The following is a 23,053-nucleotide window of genomic DNA, read 5'->3' as shown; positions in this document are numbered from 1 at the left end:
GGGAAATGAATACCGCGAATACGAGATTTCCTGGAATGCACACTTCCCTATTTCTTCGCTGTAAAAAGGGCCGATGAAGTAGCGAAACCCATTGTTTGGCGAGACCGCATTCGTTTCACTGGACTAGCGAAAACCCGTTATCGGTCAAATAAGTATGAAATCGGCGCCTCGTCCGCCGTGGCGAGAGAATCTTTCTTGAACCGGAGGGAAATCGAAATCCCATTTCCTCGCCCAGGGCCCCTCCCCGGCGGGCGGAGGCGTTTTCACTTTCGCGCCCGTTTTGCCCCCATCAAGAAAACTCGTATTTGAACGTAAACGCGCTCATACCCGGGGTTCGCGCATTGACGAATACGGGGCAGTACTGATTTTCGTATCGTTTAATAGTGATCGATAAGCTAATGACGCACCCGCAAGATAAGCTTCTTTGGTTGACGGGCCCGATACTCGGCTGTGCCGGCGCGCTGGCATGCTTTGCCGTTTTGTGGGCCGGCGCCGGCGCGGTCGCGATCGGCGCCGTTCTCTCGATCGCCGGCATTGCCGCCGGTTTGCGGCAGCGCCATGCCGATGCACGCGTCGTCGAACAGTTGATGCGGTACTTCGACAGTCAACGCACGTTCAGCGGGACCCTCGCCCCCGTGTGGGCAAGGCATATCGAGTCTTCGCGCAAACAGATGGAAGAGGCGATCACTGCACTCGGCGAGCGGTTCGGCGGTATCGCATCGCGGCTCGATACCGCACTGAATACCTCGGCGGGCGGCGCGGGCGCATCGGGTGGCGGCGATGTCTATGTATCGAGCGAGCTTGAATTGCAGGCCGTCGTTCAACGGCTGCGCACCGCGATGGATAGCAAGGCCGCGATGCTCGCGCAGGTGCAAGGGCTGCATGGCTTCATCGACGAGCTGCGCGATATGGTCGAAGCAATCAAGCTCGTCACGCAACAGACGAACTTGCTCGCCATCAATGCCGCAATCGAAGCCGCGCACGCGGGCGACATCGGCCGTGGATTTGCAACCGTCGCACAGGAAGTGCGCGCGCTCTCGCGCAGATCGAGCGAAACGGGCGCCAATATCGCCGCCAAGATCGAGACGATCCGCGCCGCGATCGTCTCGGCGTCGCTTGCCGCCGAGCAGACCGCCGAGCACGACAGCGCCGCCATGTCCGACTCGGAGCACGCGATCGAACAAGTCCTCACGCGATTTCGCGCGTTCACTCACTCGCTCGAGTCGGCCGCCGACCAGTTGCGCGACGAAAGCCGCAGCATCAAGGCGGAGGTCTACGAAGCGTTGGTGCAGTTGCAGTTTCAAGACCGCGTGAGCCAGATCATGCAGCACGTTAAGGCGAACATCGAACGCCTGCCGTCTGTCGTCGATCGGCATTGCGGCCAATACGAGGCCGGTGTCGCCCTACCCTCGCTCGACGCCAAAGAGTTGCTCGACGAACTCGAGCAAACCTACGCCATGGCCGAGGAGCGCGCGCTGCATCAAAGCGACGCCCACGCCACCGCACCGGCGGCCGAATCGACCTCCGACATTACTTTCTTTTGAGGACCACCCATGGCTAAGACCATCATGATCGTCGACGATTCCGCGTCGGTACGGCAAGTCGTCGGCATCGCGCTTCGCGGCGCCGGCTACGAAGTCATCGAAGGCTGCGACGGCAAGGACGCGCTAGCGAAACTACAAGGGCAAAAGGTCCATCTGATGATCAGCGACCTGAACATGCCGAACATGGACGGCATTTCATTCATCAAGGCCGTTAAACAAATGCCCGCGTACAAGTTCACGCCGATCGTCATGTTGACGACGGAAAGCCAAGACGCCAAGAAGCGCGAGGGCCAATTGGCCGGCGCCAAGGCATGGGTCGTCAAGCCGTTTCAGCCGCCGCAGTTGCTCGCGGCCGTCGAGAAGCTGGTACTGCCTTAAACCGAACGCGTAACGTAACGGAACACCCCGGCGATGAACTCAGCTCATACCGTATCGATCGACACGCCGTTGACGATCTATCACGCAGCCGAACTCAAGGCGTTGCTGCTCGATGCGCTCGCGCATCCGCAATCCCTGTGCGTCGACCTGTCGGCCGTGCCCGAGATCGATAGCGCCGGCGCTCAGTTGCTCGTCGCTATGCGACGCAGCGCATCGGACCTGGGACGAGCCTGCGAATTCGTCGGAGCAAGCGACACCGTGCTGGCGACGCTCACTTTGCTAGGTCTCGCGCAAACGTTAGCGCGGCTCGAACAGTCGAACGAAACGCTTTCGGCGCACACGGAGGCCATTTCGTGAATATCGACGACGCGCTTCAGACATTCATCGCCGAAAGCCGCGAGTTGCTCGCGCAGATGGAAAGCAGCCTGCTCGGCATCCGCGAGATCGCCGATCCGAGCGACGAAATCAACGCCGTCTTCCGTGCCGCGCACACGATCAAAGGATCCTCGGGCCTGTTCGGACTCGACGGCATCGTGGCGTTCACGCACGTAGTGGAGAGCGTGCTCGACCGCGTGCGAGACAACGAAATCGCCATCGACGAATCGCTGATCTCGTTGTTGCTCGCCTGCGGCGATCATATCGGCCTGCTCGTCGAACTGACGGCCGAGCGGGGCCATTGCGAAGACGAGGCCCTCCTCGCACAGGCGCAGCCGCTCGTCGACGCACTTGGCCGCTATCTCCGCGCGTCCGCGCATGCCTCGGACCCGGTGGCAAGCGGCTGCGCGGACGAGGGAGATAAAGCCGCCGCCGCGCCACTCGCCCAGTGCTGGCACATCTCCTTGCAATGCGGCGAACCCGTGCTGCGCAACGGGATGGACCCGCTCTCGATCATCCATTACCTCTCGCGGCTCGGCGACGTCACGAGCGTGAGCACGAACGCCGACCGCGTGCCGGCGCTCGATGCCCTCGATCCCGAAGCCTGCTACCTCAGCCTTGAAATCGAGTTGGTCAGCGACGCCGGCAAAGAAGCCGTCGAGGGCGCGTTCGAATTCATTCGCGAAGACTGCACCCTGCGAATCGAGGCGCGCGATGGCGACGCAGCCGTGCCTATCGCTGAGCCGCTTGCCGAGCCAGAGGCCGACCCCGTCCGAGGTGCCGCGCTCGACTCGCCAGGCCAGCAGACTGCAACCGCCGCCGGCCCCACGCGCTCCGCCGCCGCTCGCGAAAGCAAGTCGTCGGATTCCCACTCGATCCGCGTCGATGCAGACAAGCTCGATCTCTTAATCGATCTCGTGGGCGAGCTCATCACCGCGTCGGCGAGTACGGAGCTTGCAGCGCGGAAAGCACAGAACGCGGAGCTGCGCGAATCCGCGGCAACGCTGAGCAGCTTGATCCAAAAGGTACGAGATAGCGCGCTTCAGTTGCGCATGGTCAAAATCGGCGGGACGTTCAATCGGTTCCGCCGCGTCGTCCACGACGTCGCGCAAGAACTCGGCAAGCAGATCGAACTCGTCGTCGAGGGTGAAGACACGGAACTCGACAAGACTGTCGTCGAGAAAATCGGCGATCCTTTGACGCACCTCGTTCGCAATTCGATGGACCACGGGATAGAGTCCGCGGAGATTCGTCTTGCTCGCGGCAAGCCCGAGCATGGCAAGCTGACGCTAAACGCCTTTCACGACTCCGGGTCCATCGTGATCGAAGTCGGCGACGACGGGGGCGGCCTCGATCGCGACCGCATCCTCGCCAAAGCCGTCGAGCGCGGCATCGTGCCGCCCGAGGCGGCGCTCTCCGACGACGAGATCTACGCGCTCATTTTCGAGCCGGGTTTTTCGACGGCCGAGCGCGTGACGAATTTGTCGGGACGCGGCGTCGGCATGGACGTCGTGAAACGCAACATCACGGCATTGCGCGGCAGCATCGCCATCGATAGCCGGCCCGGGATCGGTACAACGATCTCGGTTCGCTTGCCGCTGACGCTCGCGATCATCGATGGATTTCAGGTATGCGTTGGGGATTCCATCTTCATCTTGCCGCTCGATGCGGTGGAAGAGTGCGTCGAATTCTCGTCGAGCGGCGACCACGACTATACGGACCTGCGAGGACAAGTGCTGCCGTTCATCCGGCTGCGCGAGCGCTTCGAGCTCGAAGGCCCGCATAGCGCACGGCCGAACATCGTCGTCGTCAAACATGCCGGGCAACGGTTCGGGCTGCTCGTCGATCGTCTGCTCGGCGAAGCGCAGACCGTCATCAAGCCCCTGTCGAAAATGTTCGGCAAGGTGCGCGGCGTGAGCGGCTCGACGATTCTCGGCAGCGGCGACGTCGCACTGATTCTCGACATCGCTGATCTCATGGCCATGGCGGGCCCCGCCGGCCCCACTGCTAGCAGCCCGGCGCTCGTCGCCTGTTAGAACTTCAGGACGGCCCCCGATCCGATGGAAAGCCGCACAAACGAATGCAAGCAATGAATCCGATCACCGATTCCGAATTCCGGCAGTTTCAGGCCTTCATTTTCGATGCGGCCGGAATCAGTCTCGCGCCGGCAAAAAAGGCGCTCGTCAGCGGCCGGCTCGCTAAACGCCTACGCGCTTGCCAGCTCGAAAGCTACGGCGACTACTTCAAGTTTCTTTCCAGCGATGCGCATCGCGCCGAGCGGCAGATCGCCATCGACTTGCTGACGACGAACGAAACCTATTTTTTTCGCGAGCCGAGACACTTCGAGTTTCTCGGCGCGATCGCCTCCGAGGCCCGAGGCACGGCATTTCGCGCTTGGAGCGCGGCATGCTCGAGCGGCGAGGAGCCGTACAGTATTGCCATGGTATTGGCGGACCGCCTCGCGGGCCGCCCGTTCGAAGTGGTCGGCACCGATATCAGCACGCGGATGCTGCACGCTGCCGGGCGCGCGCATTACCCGGACATCCGGGCTCGGCAGATGCCGCTCGACTATCGAAAGCGGTTCTGTCTGCGTGGAACCGGCGAACAAGAAGGGACGCTGCTCGTCGAACGCGGGCTACGCCAGCATGTACGATTCGCACAAGCCAATCTCATCGCGTCTTTGCCCGACCTCGGACGGTTCGATATCGTCTTCCTGCGCAACGTGATGATCTATTTCGACACGGCGACGAAGCGCGAGGTCGTCCACCGCGTTGCGTCGCTATTGCGGCCCGACGGCTATCTGTGTATCGGTCACTCCGAGAGTCTGCATGACCTCGGCGTCGATCTGATTCCCGTCTCGCCGTCTATTTTCCGCAAGCCTGGCCGCGCCGGACATTAACGCAAGGCTCCGATGACTCGAATCCGAGTATTGATCGTCGACGACTCGGCCGTCGTCAGGCAAGTCGTTTCCGGCATGCTCACGGCAGCCGGCATCGAAGTCATGGACGCGGTATCGGACCCGATCGCCGCGATGAGTCGTCTCGCGCGCAATTGGCCTGACGTCATCCTGCTCGATGTCGAAATGCCGCGCATGGACGGCATCACGTTCCTCAAAAAGATCATGGCCGAGCGGCCGACGCCCGTCGTCATCTGCTCGACGCTCACCGAAAAAGGCGCACGCACCACGGTGGATGCACTGGCGGCCGGCGCGGTATCGGTCGTCGCCAAGCCGCGACTCGGGCTCAAGCAGTTTCTGCTCGATGCGGCTGACGAATTGACGTCGACGATACGCGCCGCGGCGCGCGTCAATGCCACCCGGCTCGCGCGCCGCCACCCTACCCCGACGCCTACGCCGAAACACACCGCCGATGCGGTACTTCCGCCTAGCGTACCGGGTGCGCTCGCGCAAACGACGGAACGCATTGTGGCGATCGGCACATCGACGGGCGGTACACAAGCGCTCGAAGTCGTCTTGACGGCGTTGCCGCGCGTCTCGCCCGGCATCGTCGTGGTACAACACATGCCCGAGAAGTTCACCGCGGCGTTTGCCGAGCGCCTCAATAAGCTCTGCGAAATCGAAGTCAAAGAAGCCGCAGCGAACGATCGCGTATTGCCTGGGCGCGCGTTGATCGCCCCCGGGGGCAAGCATTTGACGGTGCGCCGCAGCGGCGCACAGTACTACGTCGATGTCATCGACGGGCCGCTCGTCAATCGCCATCGACCGTCGGTCGACGTGTTGTTTCGCTCCGTCGCGCGCTGCGCGGGCCGCAACGCGCTCGGCATCATCATGACCGGTATGGGCGACGACGGCGCCGCCGGCCTCGCCGAAATGCATGCCGCCGGTGCGCGCACCATCGCACAGGACGAGGAGAGCTGTGTCGTTTTCGGCATGCCTCGTGAAGCGATCAAACGCGGCGGCGTCGATAAGATCGTCCCGCTCTCGTCGATCAGCCAAGAGATCGCCCAAATTCTCGCTCAGCGTTCATGAGCCCGGCGCGGCGCGTGACGCCCACGCGCCGCGCGTTTTCAATGCGCAAAAAGCATCGAGCCGCAACGACTTTCGCCGCTGCGGCTCGATGGTAGCGATGTGATTTTCTTAATTTAGTTTGCGATTTCCGCCGCCGTTTGCAGCGCGACCATATCGCTTGCCGACAACACGTGCTCGAGCGCGAGCAGGATCACGAAACGGCCGCGAACCTTGCCCATGCCTCGAATGAAATCGGTACGAATCGATGCGCCGAATACCGGCGGCGGTTCGATCTCCGAGGCAGGGATATCGAGCACTTCATTGACGGCATCGACGACGATGCCGATGTCTTGCCGCTCGCCTTGAAACTCCACTTCGACGATCACGATGCACGTACGCTTCGTGACCTCGGAGGCCGTCTTGCCGAAGCGCGTCAACAAGTCCATGACGGGGACCACTGCGCCGCGCAGATTGATGACGCCGCGCGCGAACGCCGGCATCATCGGTACCGTTGTGAGTGCGGTATAGCTGATGATCTCTTTGATCGACAAGATGCCGATCGCGTAGGCCTCGCCCGCGAGCATGAAGGTCAACACTTGCGCCGGCTCGGCGGCGTTCGCGTCCGAGGGCGCCTTGACGGCCTGAGCCGGCGATTTCGGGGACACCGAAGTCTGATTCATGACTCAGTCCCCCCGATTAGAACTTCGCGAACTGCGACTCGTCGGGCATGTCCGCACTCGTGAATGCGAGTCCCGGCGCCAACGACAAACCACCGGCAGGCTTTTGCGCAGGACGCGTACGTGCTCGCGTCGCCGCCGTCCGGGCACTGCCGGAATCGCCTGCGCGTGCGTTACCGCGGCCGCCTCCGGCTGCGAGGCGGAAGAACGTCATCGCTTGCCGTAGCTGCTCCGATTGACTGCTCATTTCCTCGGCGGTTGCCGCGAGCTCTTCGGAACTGGATGCGTTTTGTTGCGTCGTTTGGCTCAATTGACTGACGGCCACATTGATCTGGCCGACGCCGGACGATTGCTCCTCCGATGCCGCAGTGATCTCTTGCACCAACTCCGACGTCTTCTTGATGTTGGGCACCATCGAGTCGAGCAGCGCGCCGGCGCGTTCGGCCAGCTCGACGCTCGAGCCGGCGACCGTGCCGATTTCCTGCGCCGCGATCTGGCTGCGCTCCGCCAGCTTACGCACCTCGGCCGCGACTACGGCAAAGCCCTTCCCGTGCTCGCCGGCACGGGCCGCCTCGATCGCGGCGTTCAAGGCCAGCAGGTTCGTTTGATAAGCGATGTCGTCGATGATGCCGATCTTTTGCGCGATCTGTTTCATCGCACTGACCGTCGCCTTGACCGCTTCGCCGCTATCGGCGGCTTCTTTCGCCGCTTGCTGCGCCATGCCGTCGGTCACCTTGGCGTTCTCGGTGTTTTGCGTGATCGAGGCCGTCATTTGCTCGATCGACGCGCTCGTCTCTTCGACACCGGCCGCTTGTTCGCTCGACGCTTGGCTTAGCGATTGCGCGGTCGCGCTGACTTCCTCGGAAGCTCCGGCAAGGGCCTCGGCGCCGCTGTTGACCTCGCCCACCACGTGCGACAGCTTCGCGATCATGTTTTTCATCGCCCGCAAGAGTTGGCCGACCTCGTCCTTGTTTTTCGACTCGATGTCGATCGTCAAATCTCCGTCGGCCAATCGATTGGCCGCATCGAGCGCTTGACGCAGGGGGCGGCTGACGCCGCGACTGATAAGGAAGCCGAGCAGCGCGCCGAGCGCGAGCGCAGCGACGATCGTGCCGATCATCACCGTGCGGCTCTGCTCGTAAAGCATCGTGGTGTCGCCGGATTCCTGCTTGGCGGTCGCCTCCTTCACCTCGGCGAGTGCGGTCATGGTGTCGTCGAGTACGTTGGCCTTGGCGCTCAGCGTTGCCATCGCGGCACTGAGCGCGGCGTCGCGCTCGGCCAATTTACTGGAATTAATCAGCGAGACCAGCGTTTCCTGATCGTGCAGATAGGCCTCCCAGGTGCGCGAGAAGCTGTCCAGCAGCTCCTTGCTCTTCTCCGAGTTCATCAGCGGACGCGCCTTTTCCAGGTTGCTCTTCAACAACTCGACCGATTTGTTCATGACGTCGAGATATTTCGCACGGTCTTCCGGCGTCGTAGCCAGCAGCGCGTTGCCGCGTGCGCGACCGATGTAGATGAGGTCGATATTGGCTTCCTTGATGTACGACACACCAAGGACTTCGTTGCTGTACATGTGGTCGGCCAGCTCGTTGATTTTGCCGGCATTGCTGATACCGACGAGACCAACGATGCCGCTAGCCGACGCGACGACGAGAAATGCAGCGATCAGCCGAATGCCGATCTTGATGTTGCCAAGCATGTTGAATTCCCTCGGATCATGAATTTATAAACAGGGACATTCAGGCTCGACTTAGGGACGGATGAACAATCGTGAACCATCGGCCAATGCGGGTTACCCCTGTATAACCGTGGATATCGGTTGGAGATGCGTGGGTCTGAATCCCCATCCCTTAAATTGTTTGTAACATCGCGCAGGCAATGCTTTTCGCGTGAATTAATCGATAGTTATTTCGGGCCGAAGCGTTATTTCGAAGTACGTGCATGGTTCACGACGCACTGCTTTCCTAACGACGGTCGTCATATATGTCCCTCGACTGCGGCATGGCTCCCATTGTGAAGCCCGGTTGCCCATCGGCTAGGGTTCGCCCATTGTCGCCCCCGGTGATGTCCTCGATCAGCGGCAGCACGGCGACCGCCGCGCACAGGCTATCTCGCGTAAGCGGACCCGCCGAAAACGGATGCTCGCAGTTCGTTGCGATGGCGTCCCGGATCTCGATTCGACATCGTGGGGTATACGCCTGGCCGTCGTAGGCAAGCGATACACGGTACACGCGCGCAGGATACGCGGGATTGCTATACAGAAACGAGAAGCGCGGGATCGTATTGGACGCATCCTGCACCGATGCGGACTCGGTTGTTGGGCCTGCGTTCGGCGAATTCTCCATGTCGCGAACATCCTCGATAAGTTCGTTGAATACGCAAGTATCGGGAACGAACCGGATACGAAGATTGACCTCTCTCAAATCGCGTGCACACGGGCCGCCGTTTATCGTCACCGGGTCCCGCGCGCGGGGTCCAGAATCCCAAAACGCATCAAAGCGAAGCGGGGCCGGGCAGATCGACGTTTTGACGTTCGTCAAAGATGTCGCGGGCTGATAAACCGCGTTTATACCCCCGTGTCCGGAGCAGACGGCGTTTGCTCGACCGCATCGCGGGGAATGGAGAGTTTGACCCTGAATCCTCGGTCGGGCAGCGGCCCCGTCGTCACCGTGCCTCGCAAACGCCGCACGCGATCGCGGATGCTCGCGAGACCCGACGACGCAGGCGCACCAACGGATCGTTGTCCAGGCGGCTTGACGCAGACTCCGTCGTCCTGAATCGAAAGGTCGCACATGGATGCGCTACAGCGAAAATCGATGCGGACCTCGGTTGCGGTCGGGGCATGTCGCACGACGTTGGTGAGGCTCTCCTGCACGATACGAAACAGCGCCGTCGATGCGTTTTCGTTGAAGACCATGTCTCCTGTCTCGTCGTTCATGACGATACGCAATGGAGAGCGCTGCTGAAGATCGGCCACCAGCCACTCGAGTGCAGGTAGCAGCCCCAGATCGTCCAATATCGCCGGGCGCAAACCCGCGGCCAGTCTACGAACCGATGAAATGGCGCGATCGAGTGCATCGCGCATCGCCTCCGCGCTCGCCCCCTGCAACGTCACAGCGGGGTCGCCTATGCCTTGCGCAGGAAAAAGCAAACTGATTTTCATTGCGGTCAACTGCTGGCCTAGGTCGTCGTGCAACTCCCGGGCAATGCGTTTCTTTTCTTCTTCGCGCGCCGCCTCGATGTGCGCGGCCAATTCGCTTGCATATTCCAATTGTTTCAGGCGATTGCGCTCGGTCATATCGCGTGTGACCTTCGCGAAACCGAGAAGCTCGCCCGTAGGACCGTATATCGCGCTCACTACGATCTGCGCCCAGAAGCGCGAACCGTCCTTGCGTAAGCGCCACCCCTCTTCTTCTACTCGGCCAACCGCCGCTGCGGTCGCCAATTCCGCTTCGGGCTTGCCGGCCGCGATATCTTCCATCGAATAGAAACGAGAGAAATGCTGTCCGACGATTTCGGGTGCGTCGAAGCCCTTCAAACGCGTGGCGCCGGCATTCCAACTCGTGATGTGCCCTTGCGGGTCGAGCATGAAGACGGCATCGTCGACGGCATCCATGAGCAAACGCAGCCGCTCTTCGCTTTGCCGTAGTTTTTCTTCCCCGTCCCGGCGCTCTGTCAGGTCGCGGGTAATTTTGGCGAATCCGATCAGCGCGCCGTCCTTGTCGCGCAGCGGATTGATGACAACGTTGGCCCAGAACCGCGAGCCGTCTTTGCGCACGCGCCAGCCTTCGTCTTCCCAGCGCCCTAGGGTCGCGGCCCTCGCGAGTTCCTCGCTCGGGTAACCTCGCTCGATTGCCTCGGCGGGGTAAAACACGGAAAAATGTCGACCAATGATTTCGTCCGCATGGTATCCCTTGATGCGCTCGGCGCCCGCATTCCAGCTCGCGACATATCCGTCCGGGTCCAATAGGAAGATCGCATAGTCCCTGATCGCGTCGACCAGCGATCGGTATCGCTCTTCGACGGTCACGCGGTCAAGCATCCTACCGCCTTGCTTCCAGTTGCGACCTTTCGAGCCGGATTCCACGGTGAGTCCTTTCGGCTGAACACTGCCGTTGTCATTACCGCGTTTCCCTCAACGCAGTGCAGGCGCGCGCCATCTCATGCTACATCTTATGGATTTCACACAACAGCGAATTTCAACTATCCGCATGTTTTCAACCGGGTCTGCCGACTTTCAATCCGTAATTGATCGCGGCGCATGGCCGAGAGCCTAGATCGGTGCTGCTGCGGCGTGTGCGATGTAACGCCCGGGCGTCGCGCCGAACGTTTTACGGAATGCGGCGATGAACGCACTCACGTTGTCATAACCCAACTCGAGTGCGATGTTGGTGACCGGCACGCCGTCGGAGACGCGCTCCAGCGCGGCCAGCATCCGTGCTTGCTGGCGCCAGCGCCCGAACGTCAGTCCCGTCTGGGCGACGAATCTCCGGCTCAATGTCCGCTCCGATAAACCGGCCCACTCGGCCCATTGTTCCTGGCGCCGGTTATCCCCAAGGTTGCGCGTCAACGCATCGGTAATCTTGACGAGCGCCGCATCCGTCGGGCGAGGCAGATAGAGCGGCTCCGCTTGGGCAGCCATCAACTCGTCGATGATCACTTCCGCGATGCGCTCCTTCGCGGCATCGAGCGGCGAGCCCGCCCACCTTCCCGCGCGATGCACGGCTTCACGCAGTAAAGCCGTCGTCTTGATTGCACGCGGAGCGACAGGTAGCTCGCGGCATCGCGCTTCGCTAATGAATACGCTCCATCCGGCGAACGGGCCGAACGAGCGCACCGAATGCTCGACATGCGGAGGTATCCAGATGGCATGAATAGCAGGCACGACCCATTGATGCGAGCCGATGCCGACTGCCACCAATCCAGTGAGCGCGCCCATGAGTTGCCCGCGAGGATGACTGTGCGTTGACGTGACGCGCGGCGCAGCTTGCCGAAGTTCGCCCGCGGCGAGGAACGGTCCCTCGTTCGACACGACGAGATCGCCGGAAACGATCGTAGTATTTGTAGTGGTCGCGAAAGACGGTTCGTTCACTTTGACTGAAATAGCGTATCGAATGGCCGTTGCACCGCAGCCCGGATACGGCCGCGCCCATAGACTCCAGCGTCATGGTAACCAAAAGGAGTCGGCCTTGATGAAAGCCGCCGTTGTAATCGAACCGGGAACGAAGCCCATCTACGCGGATTTTGCCCGCCCCGAACCGTCGGGCACCGAGTGTCTCATCGAAGTCCGCGCTGCTGCACTCAGTCAGCTCGCTCGCGGAAAGGCGGCCGGCCGCCATTATTCGTCCTCGACAAGCTATCCGCAGGTGGTCGGCGTGGACGGCGTCGGGCAGGCGAATGACGGTCGACAAGTCTATTTCTTCGGGGCCACCCCACCTTTCGGTGCGATGGCCGAATTCGCGCCCGTAGCGCAGGCGCAATGCATTGCGCTGCCGGCCTCTCTCGACGACGTTACGGCTGCCGCCATCGCCATTCCGGGCATGTCGTCATGGGCGGCGCTGACCGAGCGGGCAAATCTTGTTCGCGGAGAGACGGTCTTGGTGAACGGCGCGACGGGCGAATCGGGACAACTCGCGATCCAAATCGCGCGAATGTTAGGCGCAAGCAAAATCATTGCGACCGGACGCAGCCCGGAGAAGCTCGAGAGGCTGCGCGAGCGTGGCGCCGACGCGACTATCGCGCTGACGAACGACGAGAGCGAGATGAAGGAAGCGTTTTCAGCCGAACTTCGCCACGGTGTCGACGTCGTGCTCGATTACCTATGGGGACCTAGCGCTCGCGCCATACTGCTCGCTGCGGCAACCGACGCACCGGCAGAGCGCGCGCTACGCTTCGTACAGATCGGCTCCATTAGTGGATTGGAAATATCGTTGCCCGCCGCTGTGCTGCGCTCCAAAGCGATTAGCTTGATGGGCAGCGGTATCGGCAGCGTCGCGTTGCCGCGTCTTTTGAGCGCCGTCGAGGCAGTGCTGCACGCCGCGGCCGAAGGCCGTCTGCATATCGCGACGGAAGCGGTACCGCTAGCGCAATTGGGCAGCCATTGGGACGCCCCCGCAGACAAAGGCCGCAAAGTATTTGTGTTGAACTGACGGCGCCGCGACGAACACCGCCGCATCGGTTTTGGGCGTTCGGCGCGACGCCGGCCCGGCATCGATCACGGCCGCCGGGCGATCAGTCGATGCACGCGCTTACCTGAGGACAGGTTGACCGATTCGGCATCGAGCAGCAATTGCGCATCTCCAAGGCCTTCCCTGACTCGCGCGGCATCGAACTCGGCGTAGAGACGGCCCGAAGCATCGCGTTTGGATGCCGATTCCGTCACTCGCCAGCTCAGGTATAGCGTCCCTCCTGGCTTCAGAATGTCGAACAGACGTGCGCAGGCTAGGGTCACCTCCTCCGGCGGCAAATGCATGAGGACGGTTTCGCATAGCACGTTGTCATACGCTTGCGCCTCGATGGAGTCGAGCGCGGGAAGCACATCGCGCTTGAAAACCAGCGTCGGAAATGCGGCCTCGGCCTGTGCAAGCAAACCTTCGGACGCGTCGTAGCCGACCGCGGGGAAGCCATGATCGTTCAGCCACGCAACGTCGCGGCCGGCGCCGCAACCGATGTCCGCCGTTTTGCCGCCTCGTGTGAAGTAACGCTCCAAAAGCGTGTACATATCGACCGGCGCAGGCTGGTCGCGCCACTCGGCCGCGAATCGGCTCGCGCCCGTCGAGTAAGCTTCGATGGTCTGTTCGTCCATAACACATGCCTCAGATGAAGTGGTGGCGATTGCGGCGATGCCTCGGCGCACGCCGCTTGGCCCCGAACGCCATTTCGCGATAATAACCCGGGTTATCCCTAGATCGAACGCGTTTATTTCCTCGAACGTCTTTAATGCTCGATGATTGCCTCGGCGCAGTGCGTCGCTATAAACTCCACGACAAAGAGAAGCAAAAAATAACCGCGCCGAGGGAGACGATGAATCAACTGGAGCAAATGGCGTCGATGGCGATTTTTGCAAAAATCGTCGAGACGATGAGCTACACGGAGGCCGCACGTTTAATCGGAGTGTCGAAATCCGCCGTCAGCAAGGAGCTGGCGCGCCTTGAGGCCACACTCGGCGTCACGCTGCTCAAGCGCACCACGCGCAAAATCGAAATCACCGATGTTGGGCGTACATATTATGAATACTGCGCGCGCATGCTAGTCGAAATGCGTGGCGCCGATGCATTCATGGAGAAATACCACGCCGATCCGGTCGGAAATCTGCGCGTAGCGGCCCCCGTCACATTCGGCAATCTCATGCTAATGCCGGCTTTGAATCAATTCGCCACCAAGTACGTGAACGTACAGGTCGAACTCGATTTAACCGATCGGCAAATCGACCTCGAGGGCCAGAATGTCGACGTCGCAATCACGATCAACCGCAGCAAGCCCGAGCATGCGAACGGCAAGGTGCTCATGGAAATCGACTGGGGGCTGTTCGCCGCGCCGGCCTACCTCGCGCGCCATCCGCCGATCACAGACCCCGAACAACTTTCGCGTCATGGCTTCCTCCTATTTCGAGGCCCCGCTCATACGAGCGTGGTCGCCATGCAGAAGCACAAGCGCGAAGTGGAAGTGCGCGCGCGCTGTGTCATGCGGGCGAACAACAGTCGCGCGCTCCTCAGTTCGGCGCTCGACGGCCTCGGCGTCGCCTACCTGCCGCGTTACGTCGGCAAAGAGGCCGTCGACGACGGCGCGCTCGTGCCGATCTTTCCCGATTGGACATTCGAAACGCGCTTTGCTTTCCTGATGTGGCGCGACGATCCGTTCGTCGCCCCGCGCGTGCTCTCGTTCATTCAGTTCCTAACCGATCACTTCGCTGACATCGACGCCTATTAGCAGTGTCATCGAAGAAAAATCGCCCGGCAGTGCTTCCCACGCATCAATTTGCCGCTTGTGCAGCGATTTCCGGCGTACCCTGCGTCGAGGCCTGCGCCTGCCAGCCGCCACCAAGCGCCTTTGCCAAATAGACCAGCGTCGCCAACTGACGACCGTGAATGGCAACCTCCTGTTCACGGCTCGTCTGGAGTTGCTGCTGAGCACTGATCACATCGATGAATGCTGTCATACCGCCGGCATAACGCTCGTGCGCCATATCTACGAGGCGGCGCGCATCGTCGACGGCCGCATGGGCCTGTCGCGCCGCGGTGTCGAGTACCGATAGACCGGTTACGCCGTCCTGTACCTGCTGCATCGCATCGAGCACCGTCTGTCGATAGCGTGCTTGCGCTTCGGCATAGCCGGCCCGCGCGAAATCGACGCGCGCGCGGCGCTTACCGCCGTCGAATAGCACCGATTCGGCCGACGCGCCGACCGACCAGAGCAACGCCGGCGCGCTGAGCATACTGGCAAAGCGCGTCGCCTCCCAACCGATGCCGGGGTTCAGCACGAGGGTCGGAAAGTAGGCCGCGCGTGCGACGCCGATGCGAGCGTTGGCCGCAGCCATCGCGCGTTCGGCCGATGCGATATCGGGACGCCGTTCGAGTAGCTCGCTCGGCAGCGTCAGTGACACGGCGGGCGGCGGCGTATCGGTCAGCGGCACCACGCGCGGCGCGATCGAGAACGACGCCGCCGGTACGCCGACGAGCGCGGCAAGCGCGTGCTCGTATTGCGCCCGCGTGGCGACGAGCAGTTGCGCCTGAGTGCGCGTCGCATCGAGCTGCGATTGCTGCTGCAAGAGATCGAGACCCGATACGGCGCCGAGATCGTGCCGTGTGCGGACGTAATCGAGCGACTGCTGCTGCAATGCGATCAGTTGCGCCAGTACGTCGCTTTGCGCATCCACGATTCGCAGTGCGACGTAAGTGGTCGCCACGTCGGCCGTGATCACAAGCCGCGCGTTGGCCAGGTCGTCGGCAGCCGCCTGAGCCGAAGCGTTCGCGGCTTCCACTTCGCGGCGAATCCGACCGAACAAATCGAGTTCGTAGCCCACGCTCGCACGCAGGACGATGTCGTTCTGAACGGTCGATACGGTCGGCACCGAATAGTTGATGCGCGGCCGCTCCCCGGAGATCTTCTCGCGCGCCACGTCCGCTTGCAGACCCAGTTGCGGCGCCTGCGCCGACGAGACTTCGGCCAAACTCGCCCGCGCGGCATCGTAATGCGCACTCGCCGCTCGCAGCGTCTGGTTCTCGGCTAGCGCGGCTGTCTCTAGGCTATCGAGCTGCGCATCGCCGAAGCTGCGCCACCAATCAAGCGCAAGCGGCGCGTGGGCCGGCGCCGCCGCGTGCCAATATGCATCGCCGGCCTCGATGTTCCATGCCGCAGGCAGGTCGGCATCGGGCCGCCGGTACTCGGGCCCGGCCGCGCATCCGGCCAGCGCCGCCAGCATCGAGAGCCAACCCCAGCGCGCTTTCACGCGTGCCCCTTCGCCGGGGCTGGTGCGGGTGCGGGTGCGGGTGCGGGTGCGGGTGCGACGATGACTTTATCGCCGTCGGCCAGCGAGTCGCCCGGATTGACGATGACCTGATCTTTCGGCGAGAGCCCGCTCTCTATTTCGAGCGACTGTCCCAGATCGCGCGCGATCACGATAGGCTGCAAATGTACGCGACCGTCGGTGCCCACCACCGCTACGCGCGGCCCCTCGGCGCGAAACAGCAACGCATTGCCGGGCACCTGCAAACGGGCATGAGCGGTATCGGCGAACGACACCTGAACGTAGGCACCGGGCATCAATGCCCCGTCGCGGTTCGGCAGCGTCACTTCCACCTGCATCGACCGCGTCGCCACGTCGATGGCCTGCGCCGTGTGCGTGACGGTGCCCGAGAACGACCGGCGAGCCAGCTCGGCCTGCGTCACGGCGACGTGCGCACCGGGCGCGATGCCCTGGGCATAGGCTTGCGGCACGTCGACGTAGACGCGCAGCGGATCCGTCTGCGCGAGGGCAAACAGAGCACGGCGTGTGCCGCCGTTGCCGGCGTCGACGAGATCGCCGACATCGACGTTGCGCCGCGTGACTACGCCGGCAAACGGCGCGACGATGCGCTTGAACGACTCGAGTTCGCCGAGCCGCTTCACGTTGGCATCGGCCGCGGCGACGGTCGCGGTCGCTTCGTCATAGGCGCTCGAGCGTTCGTCGAGTTCTTGCTGCGAGACCGCATCGTGTGCGCGAAGCTCCCGCCAGCGCGTAAGCGAACTCTTCGCCAAACCCAACGTGACGTTTGCTTGACGCCGCTGCGCGAGCGCCTGAGCCAACTCCTGATCGATCTCGGGCGTATCGAGTTCGGCCAAAAGCTGCCCTTCGCGCACGCGCGTGCCGATGTCGGCATACCAGCGCTTCACATAACCGCTCGCGCGCGCGTAGATCGGCGATTCGACCGCGCCCCGCAACGTCCCCGGCAGCACAAGCGCATCGCCGTGGCGCGGCATTGTCGGCTTGACGACGTAGACATACTGACGCTGGTTGCCGGCCGATGCATCGGCCAAGGCATGTCGATGCTCGATGCCGACGACCACAGTGCGCGCCGTCAGCGCGACGACGGCAAATGCGATCAGCATCGCGGCGAAGCGCAGGCGGCGGCGAACCGTCGCCTTCGACGGCAACGGCACGGCGCCGCCCACGGGCGACGCCTCGGGCGCGGCGTGCAAACGCCCGGCGTTGAGAGATTTCAGAGAGTCGTCCATGTCGTTGCGTTTTGATTGGATCGTCACGACGCTTGCCGCGCGTCTCGCTTGCGCGCAAGCCGCCCATGCAAGACCGAGAATACGACCGGCACGAACACGAGCGTCGAGACCGTCGCGAACAAGAGGCCGCCGATCACGGCACGTCCGAGCGGAGCGTTCTGCTCGGCCGCCTCGCCGATGCCCAGTGCCATCGGCAACATGCCGACGATCATGGCAGTCGCCGTCATCAACACGGGCCGCATACGGGTCGCCCCGGCTTCGAGCGCGGCGGCGATCGGCGTCGCCCCCGCCGTCAGCCGCTCACGCGCGAACGACACCACCAGAATACTATTGGCCGTCGCCACGCCAACCGTCATGATGCCCCCCGTCAGCGCGGGCACCGACAAGCGCGTGCCCGTCAAGAACAGCATCCACGCGATGCCGGCCAACGCGGCAGGCAACGCGCTGACGATGATCAGCGGATCGAGCCACGACTGGAAGTTCACGACGATCAGCAGATACACCAACACGACCGCGACGGCCAGCCCGATGTAGAGCCCCGAGAACGACGAACGCATCGTCTCCACTTGGCCGCGTACGTTGATGTCCGAACCGCGCATGAGCGTCGGCCGCGCCGCTGCGACAAGCTTATCGATCTCGCGCGCGACGCTGCCGAGGTCGCGCCCTTGCACCGATACGAGCACGTCGATGGCCGGTCGGATGTTGTAATGCGACACCTCCGCGGCCAAGCCGCGCCGCTCGACGCGCACGAGATTGCCGAGCAATTGCGGCCGGCCGGTACCGCCCGGGGCCGTCACGGGGATGCGCATGAGGCTGTCGAGCGAGGCCGCATCGTACTGCGGCATCTGAACGCTAAGCGGGTACTGCACGCCGTTGTGCTCATTGAGCCAGAACGCCGGCGCCGTCTGCGAACTGCCGGACAGCGCGACCAGCAAGTTCTGGGCGACGTTCTGCGCGGTCAAGTCCAACTGCTGCAAGCGGGACCGATCCATCTGGAACACGAGCGTCGGCTCGTTCACGCGTTGCTGGATATGCACGTCGACCGTGCCCGGCAGCGAACGCATCGCCTTCATGAGACGACTTGCCACAGCGAAGTTCGCACGCTGATTGGCACCGACGATCTGCACGTCGATTGCCGCGGGCAAGCCGAAATTCAGGATCTGCGTGACGATGTCGGCCGGCTGAAAAAAGAATTCGACGCCCGGAAAGCGCTGCGGCAGCAGTGCACGTAAGCGCTCGATGTAACGTTGCGCGGGCGCATGATCGGCCGCGAGCGCGATCATCAGTTCGCCGTCGAAGGTACCGATAGTGCCCGCATTGCTGTACGACAGATTGATACCGCTATACGGTAGGCCCAGGTTGTCGAGGATCGGACCGCGCTCGCGCAGCGGGACCACTTCGCGGACGACGCCCTCGACCTGATCGGCCAGGCGCGCGGTTTCCTCGATGCGCAGGCCCGTCGGCCCGCGCATATGCAGCCGGATCGCCCCCGAGTCGACCGACGGAAAGAAGTCGGTGCCGACGACGAACAGCAGCGCCGTGGACAGCAGGCATCCGCCTAGGAAAACACCGCCGAACCGGCCGGGCCGCTCGAGCGCCATCGTCAATAGCACGACGTAGTTCGCGTGCAAGCGATCGAACACGCGCTGAAAACGTCGATGCACGCGAGCAAACAGCGACGTCCCCGCTTGCGCATCGTCGACGTGCATCGGGGGATGTTGCGTGAGCAGCAGCGCGAGCGTGGGCACGAGCGTGCGCGACAGCAAATACGAGGCGAGCATCGCAAACACCACCGCCTCGGCGAGCGGTACGAACAAGTAGCGCGCCACGCCCGTCAGGAAGAACATCGGCACGAACACGATGCAGATCGACAGCGTCGACACGAACGCGGGTACGGCGATCTCGCCGGCACCGTCGAGAATGGCCTCGCGCAGCGCGCTGCCCATATGCAGGTGGCGCTCGATGTTCTCGATCGTGACCGTCGCATCGTCGACGAGAATACCCACCGCGAGCGCGAGCCCGCCGAGCGTCATGATATTGATGCTTTCGCCGAGTGCCGACAATGCGATCAGCGAAGCGAGGATCGACAGCGGAATCGAGATGGCGATGATCAGCGTGCTGCGCCAGTTGCCGAGAAACAGCAGCACCATGGCGGCCGTCAGCGCCGCGGCGATAACGGCTTCGCGCGCCACGCCTTGGACCGCCGCCTTCACGAACACCGATTGATCGAACAGCGAAACGATCTTCAAATCGGGCGGCAGCGATTGCGCCACGTGCGGCAACAGCGTGTGAATCGCATCGACGATCGAGAGCGTCGATGCTTCGCCGCTCTTCATCACCGACATCAGCACCCCACGGTGCCCGTCCTGACGCACGACGTTGGTCTGCGGCGAAAACCCGTCTCGTACGTGCGCGACTTCGCCTAGATAGGTCGTCGCACCGTCGACCGTGCGCACCGGAATGCGGTTCAACCCGTCGATCGTATCGGGAGAGGCATTCGTCGTGACCGAATATTCCGTCGCCCCAATCTTGGCCGTACCGCTCGGCAGGATCAGGTTCTGCGCATTGACGGCATTGATGACGTCGCTCGGCGTAAGGCCCTTGGCGAGCAGCGCACGCGTGTCGAGATCGACCGAAATCACGCGCGGCTTGCCGCCGTAGGCGAACGGCACGACGGTCCCCGGAATCGTTACGAGCTGCGGGCGTAGAAAATTGGTGGCCGCATCGTTGAGCGCCTGCTCCGACATTAAGGGACTCGAGATGCCCAATTGCAGCACCGGAATGCTCGATGCCGAGTACGTGAGAATGAGCGGCGGCGTGGCACCGGGCGGCATGAAGCGCAACTGCGCCTCTTCGGCCGAAACGGCTTGCGCCATCGCCGTGCGCACGTCGGTATGCGGTTGCAGAAACAGCTTGATGATCGCGATGCCGGCCAGCGACTGCGACTCGCTATGTTGGATGTTGCTGACGAGCACGGTCAGATTGCGCTCGTTTACGGTCGTGATGCGGTTGGCCATCTCCTCGGCCGATAGACCGTTGTACGACCAGATCACGCTGATGACGGGGATGTCGATGACCGGCAGCACGTCGACGGGCGTGCGCACGAGCGTGAGCGGCGTCGCGAGCACGATCGCGAGCGCCATGACGATGAAGGTATACGGCCGCGCGAGGGCGAGCCTGACGATCCACATTGCGCCGTCCCCGCGTCCGTTGCGCTACTTCGAAAACAGCGCCGCAAAGCGCTTGAGCACCGCCTCGCGGCTGGAGCCACCGCCGCCGTCCGCGGGAGCCGTCGGCGCGGGCAGCAGCTTGATCGCGTCGAGCCCGGGGCGCGCCGCCGCCACGTCGTCGCGGGCGGGAATGATGAATTCGTCGGCGACGTCCTGCTGCCCTTTGCGCGACAGCACGAAGTCGACGAAGCGCTTAGCATCGCGCACATCCTGCGACTGCTTCATGATCATCATCGGGCGCGCGGTCGCGATCGTGCCCGAACGCGGGAAGATCACGTCGATCGGTGCGCCGTGCGCTTTGTCTTCGAGCGCCGTGTGATCGGCTACCGCGAACAGGGCCGCCTTGCCGCCCTTGAGGACGGCATCCATGGCCTGCGCGTTCGAACCGGAGGGCGTGAGGCCGTTCTCGCGCAGCGCGGCGAGCAGAGCCCAGATATCGATGCCGTGCTGCGCGTCGAGCGCCGAGATAAGATCGAGCGTCGAGCCCGACTGCGCGGGATCGACCGTCCCGATCCGGTCGCGATAGGCCGGCGCGACGAGATCGCCCCAGTCCGCGGGCCGCGGCGTGCCGCTGTCGACACGCCATACGAGCGCGAGCGTCGCCACGCCCTGCGCCACGAACTGCGGCGTCCGATAAGCGTCGGCGATATGTTCGTAGCCGGCGGGTCGATACGGCAACAACTCGCCGCGCCGGCTCATCTCCAGCGCCGTGTCCCACGAGCCGAGAATCACGACATCGGCCGGCGCCGCATTCGAATCGGCCAGACGCGCGAGCACTTGCCCCGTATCCCCTTGAAACACGTTGACCTCGATGCCGGTTTCCTGACGGAAATCGGCCGCGAGCCGACGAATGAGCGGCGCGGGGCCGACGCTATAGACGGTCAATGCGTTTGCTTCCGCCGCCGCCGTCGCACAGGCGAGCGCAACGCAGCATGCACTGAGAAGTCGTACAAGGGTTCGTTTCATCGGTATCGATCGAACTACGTTCATTCAGGCGTGAGCGAGTGTTTCTATGTTTCCCAAGCTGCCGAGCCTTGCGCGCCGGGCTTGGACCGCCATACGCCGGCGGCGCACCGCCGAAGCAAGCTGTTCCACCACGCGCTCGGTATCGGCCCAGCCGATGCAGGCGTCGGTGATGCTTTGCCCGTAGACGAGTTCGCAGCCCATACGCAGATCCTGACGACCGTCGACGAGATTCGATTCGATCATCACGCCGACGACGGCTTCGTTGCCCTCACCGACGAGCCGCGCCAAGTAATCGCAAACGAGGAGTTGATTCGCGTGGCGCTTGCGGCTATTGCCGTGCGAGGCATCGATGACCACACGCTCAGGCAAGCCGCGTTGTGCGAGCGCGGCGCAGGCCTCGGCGATGCTCTGCGCGTCGTAATTGGGCTCCTTGCCGCCGCGCAGCACCAAATGGCAAGCGGCGTTGCCCGTCGTGCCGATCGCGGCCAGCGTGCCGTCGGGTGCGACCGAGAGGAACTGGTGCGGACGGCTCGCCGCCTTCAGCGCATCGGCGGCGATCGTGACGTTGCCGTCGGTGCCGTTCTTAAAGCCGATCGGGCACGGCAGCCCCGAGGCGATCTGGCGATGAATCTGCGACTCGGTCGTGCGCGCGCCGATCGCGCCCCACGCGATGAGATCGCTCAAGAAATGCGTGGCCGCCGGTTCGAGGAATTCGGTGGCCGCCGGCACCCCCAGCAGATTGATGTCGATGAGCAAGCGCCGCGCGAGCCGCAGTCCCAGGCGCACGTCGCTGCTACCGTCGAGCAACGGATCGTTGAGCAAGCCTTTCCATCCGTCGATCGTGCGCGGCTTCTCGAAATACGTACGCATGACGATTTCGACGTCGTCCGCATACACGCGGCGCAGCGCCGCGATCTTCTCCGCATAGACGAGTGCGGCGTCGACGTCGTGGATCGAACAGGGTCCGACGACAAGGGCCAAACGATCGTCGTCGCGCGCGACAATCGCACCAAGTGCGCGCCGAGCCCGCTCCACGGTGTCGCCGGCCGCCGCACCGGGCAACACCGTCGACAGCTCGGCAGGCGACGGCAGGGGCGCGACATGCGCGATCTGTCCGCCGTAATAGGCGCCGTTCTGATGAAGGTCTTCGTTCACTTACTCGGTCCTCCACGATCGTTGAATGCGGCGCATTTACGCCGGAGT

Annotated in this window: 19 protein-coding genes and 1 pseudogene; 8 read left to right on the top strand and 12 right to left on the bottom strand. The window is 62.9% G+C overall.

The features are described 5' to 3' along the window. The first annotated feature begins 398 nt into the window (after window positions 1-398). From AB1286_RS21425 to AB1286_RS21400, 6 genes are read left to right on the top strand one after another with little or no spacing between them, the layout of a single operon-like run. On the top strand, window positions 399-1,544 hold the full coding sequence (locus AB1286_RS21425; protein WP_430365262.1) for a methyl-accepting chemotaxis protein: 1,146 nt from the start codon (window positions 399-401) through the stop codon (window positions 1,542-1,544). A 9-nt stretch (window positions 1,545-1,553) separates the two neighbouring features. Continuing rightward, the gene (locus AB1286_RS21420) at window positions 1,554-1,922 is read left to right on the top strand and encodes a response regulator (protein WP_430365261.1); all 369 of its coding nucleotides are present in this window, start codon (window positions 1,554-1,556) and stop codon (window positions 1,920-1,922) included. A gap of 33 nt (window positions 1,923-1,955) precedes the next feature. Continuing rightward, on the top strand, window positions 1,956-2,279 hold the full coding sequence (locus tag AB1286_RS21415; protein ID WP_430365260.1) for an STAS domain-containing protein: 324 nt from the start codon (window positions 1,956-1,958) through the stop codon (window positions 2,277-2,279). After that, window positions 2,276-4,333: a chemotaxis protein CheA gene (locus AB1286_RS21410; RefSeq protein ID WP_430365259.1), complete on the top strand. Its 2,058-nt coding sequence runs from the start codon at window positions 2,276-2,278 to the stop codon at window positions 4,331-4,333. Before AB1286_RS21415 ends, AB1286_RS21410 begins: the two co-directional genes overlap by 4 nt. Window positions 4,334-4,386: 53 nt before the next feature. Then, entirely contained in the window at window positions 4,387-5,196 is an 810-nt protein-coding gene (locus AB1286_RS21405) for a CheR family methyltransferase (protein WP_430365258.1), read from the top strand. Between the two features lie 12 nt (window positions 5,197-5,208). After that, window positions 5,209-6,285 (top strand): protein-glutamate methylesterase/protein-glutamine glutaminase, encoded by a 1,077-nt coding sequence (locus tag AB1286_RS21400; protein WP_430365257.1) that lies wholly within the window; start codon window positions 5,209-5,211, stop codon window positions 6,283-6,285. 113 nt (window positions 6,286-6,398) lie between these two features. On the opposite strand, the gene AB1286_RS21395 is transcribed toward AB1286_RS21400, so the two are convergent. From AB1286_RS21395 to AB1286_RS21370, 6 genes and pseudogenes are all read right to left on the bottom strand, one after another. Further along, on the bottom strand, window positions 6,399-6,944 hold the full coding sequence (locus tag AB1286_RS21395) for a chemotaxis protein CheW (RefSeq protein ID WP_430365256.1): 546 nt from the start codon (window positions 6,942-6,944) through the stop codon (window positions 6,399-6,401). A 16-nt stretch (window positions 6,945-6,960) separates the two neighbouring features. Beyond that, on the bottom strand, window positions 6,961-8,640 hold the full coding sequence (locus AB1286_RS21390) for a methyl-accepting chemotaxis protein (RefSeq protein WP_430365255.1): 1,680 nt from the start codon (window positions 8,638-8,640) through the stop codon (window positions 6,961-6,963). Window positions 8,641-8,905: 265 nt separating this feature from the next. Further along, window positions 8,906-9,286, bottom strand: coding sequence for a hypothetical protein (locus AB1286_RS21385; RefSeq protein WP_430365254.1), 381 nt, complete (start codon window positions 9,284-9,286; stop codon window positions 8,906-8,908). A 221-nt stretch (window positions 9,287-9,507) separates the two neighbouring features. After that, complete coding sequence (locus tag AB1286_RS21380) at window positions 9,508-9,957, bottom strand: sensor histidine kinase (RefSeq protein ID WP_430367273.1); 450 nt, start codon at window positions 9,955-9,957, stop codon at window positions 9,508-9,510. 15 nt (window positions 9,958-9,972) lie between these two features. Beyond that, a pseudogene (locus AB1286_RS21375) lies at window positions 9,973-10,983 on the bottom strand (PAS domain S-box protein); the annotation flags it as partial. 231 nt (window positions 10,984-11,214) lie between these two features. After that, window positions 11,215-11,973 (bottom strand): AraC family transcriptional regulator, encoded by a 759-nt coding sequence (locus AB1286_RS21370; RefSeq protein WP_430365253.1) that lies wholly within the window; start codon window positions 11,971-11,973, stop codon window positions 11,215-11,217. 160 nt (window positions 11,974-12,133) lie between these two features. On the opposite strand from AB1286_RS21370, the gene AB1286_RS21365 reads away from it, so the two are divergent. Continuing rightward, the gene (locus AB1286_RS21365) at window positions 12,134-13,090 is read left to right on the top strand and encodes a quinone oxidoreductase family protein (protein ID WP_430365252.1); all 957 of its coding nucleotides are present in this window, start codon (window positions 12,134-12,136) and stop codon (window positions 13,088-13,090) included. A gap of 65 nt (window positions 13,091-13,155) precedes the next feature. Here the strand turns inward: AB1286_RS21365 and AB1286_RS21360 are convergent, their stop codons facing one another. Continuing rightward, on the bottom strand, window positions 13,156-13,746 hold the full coding sequence (locus AB1286_RS21360; protein ID WP_430365251.1) for a class I SAM-dependent methyltransferase: 591 nt from the start codon (window positions 13,744-13,746) through the stop codon (window positions 13,156-13,158). Between the two features lie 218 nt (window positions 13,747-13,964). On the opposite strand from AB1286_RS21360, the gene AB1286_RS21355 reads away from it, so the two are divergent. After that, complete coding sequence (locus AB1286_RS21355; protein WP_430365250.1) at window positions 13,965-14,870, top strand: LysR family transcriptional regulator; 906 nt, start codon at window positions 13,965-13,967, stop codon at window positions 14,868-14,870. Window positions 14,871-14,913: 43 nt separating this feature from the next. Here AB1286_RS21355 and AB1286_RS21350 read toward each other — a convergent pair whose 3' ends face one another. Genes AB1286_RS21350 through AB1286_RS21330 form a run of 5 tightly spaced genes read right to left on the bottom strand, consistent with a single transcriptional unit; the run spans window position 14,914 to window position 23,005 of the window. Next, window positions 14,914-16,362 (bottom strand): efflux transporter outer membrane subunit, encoded by a 1,449-nt coding sequence (locus AB1286_RS21350; protein WP_430367272.1) that lies wholly within the window; start codon window positions 16,360-16,362, stop codon window positions 14,914-14,916. A 23-nt stretch (window positions 16,363-16,385) separates the two neighbouring features. Continuing rightward, on the bottom strand, window positions 16,386-17,654 hold the full coding sequence (locus AB1286_RS21345; protein WP_430365249.1) for an efflux RND transporter periplasmic adaptor subunit: 1,269 nt from the start codon (window positions 17,652-17,654) through the stop codon (window positions 16,386-16,388). Between the two features lie 23 nt (window positions 17,655-17,677). Further along, on the bottom strand, window positions 17,678-20,845 hold the full coding sequence (locus AB1286_RS21340) for an efflux RND transporter permease subunit (RefSeq protein WP_430365248.1): 3,168 nt from the start codon (window positions 20,843-20,845) through the stop codon (window positions 17,678-17,680). Window positions 20,846-20,869: 24 nt separating this feature from the next. Beyond that, window positions 20,870-21,850, bottom strand: coding sequence for an extracellular solute-binding protein (locus tag AB1286_RS21335; RefSeq protein WP_430365247.1), 981 nt, complete (start codon window positions 21,848-21,850; stop codon window positions 20,870-20,872). Between the two features lie 24 nt (window positions 21,851-21,874). Beyond that, complete coding sequence (locus tag AB1286_RS21330) at window positions 21,875-23,005, bottom strand: 3-deoxy-7-phosphoheptulonate synthase (RefSeq protein ID WP_430365246.1); 1,131 nt, start codon at window positions 23,003-23,005, stop codon at window positions 21,875-21,877. Between the last annotated feature and the right edge of the window lie 48 nt (window positions 23,006-23,053).

Source organism: Trinickia sp. NRRL B-1857 (assembly GCF_050470685.1).
In the GTDB taxonomy this organism is placed as follows: Bacteria; Pseudomonadota; Gammaproteobacteria; order Burkholderiales; family Burkholderiaceae; genus Trinickia.
The sequence above is the reverse complement of the archived record's forward strand: the minus strand, read 5'-3'. Positions and strand labels throughout refer to the sequence as shown.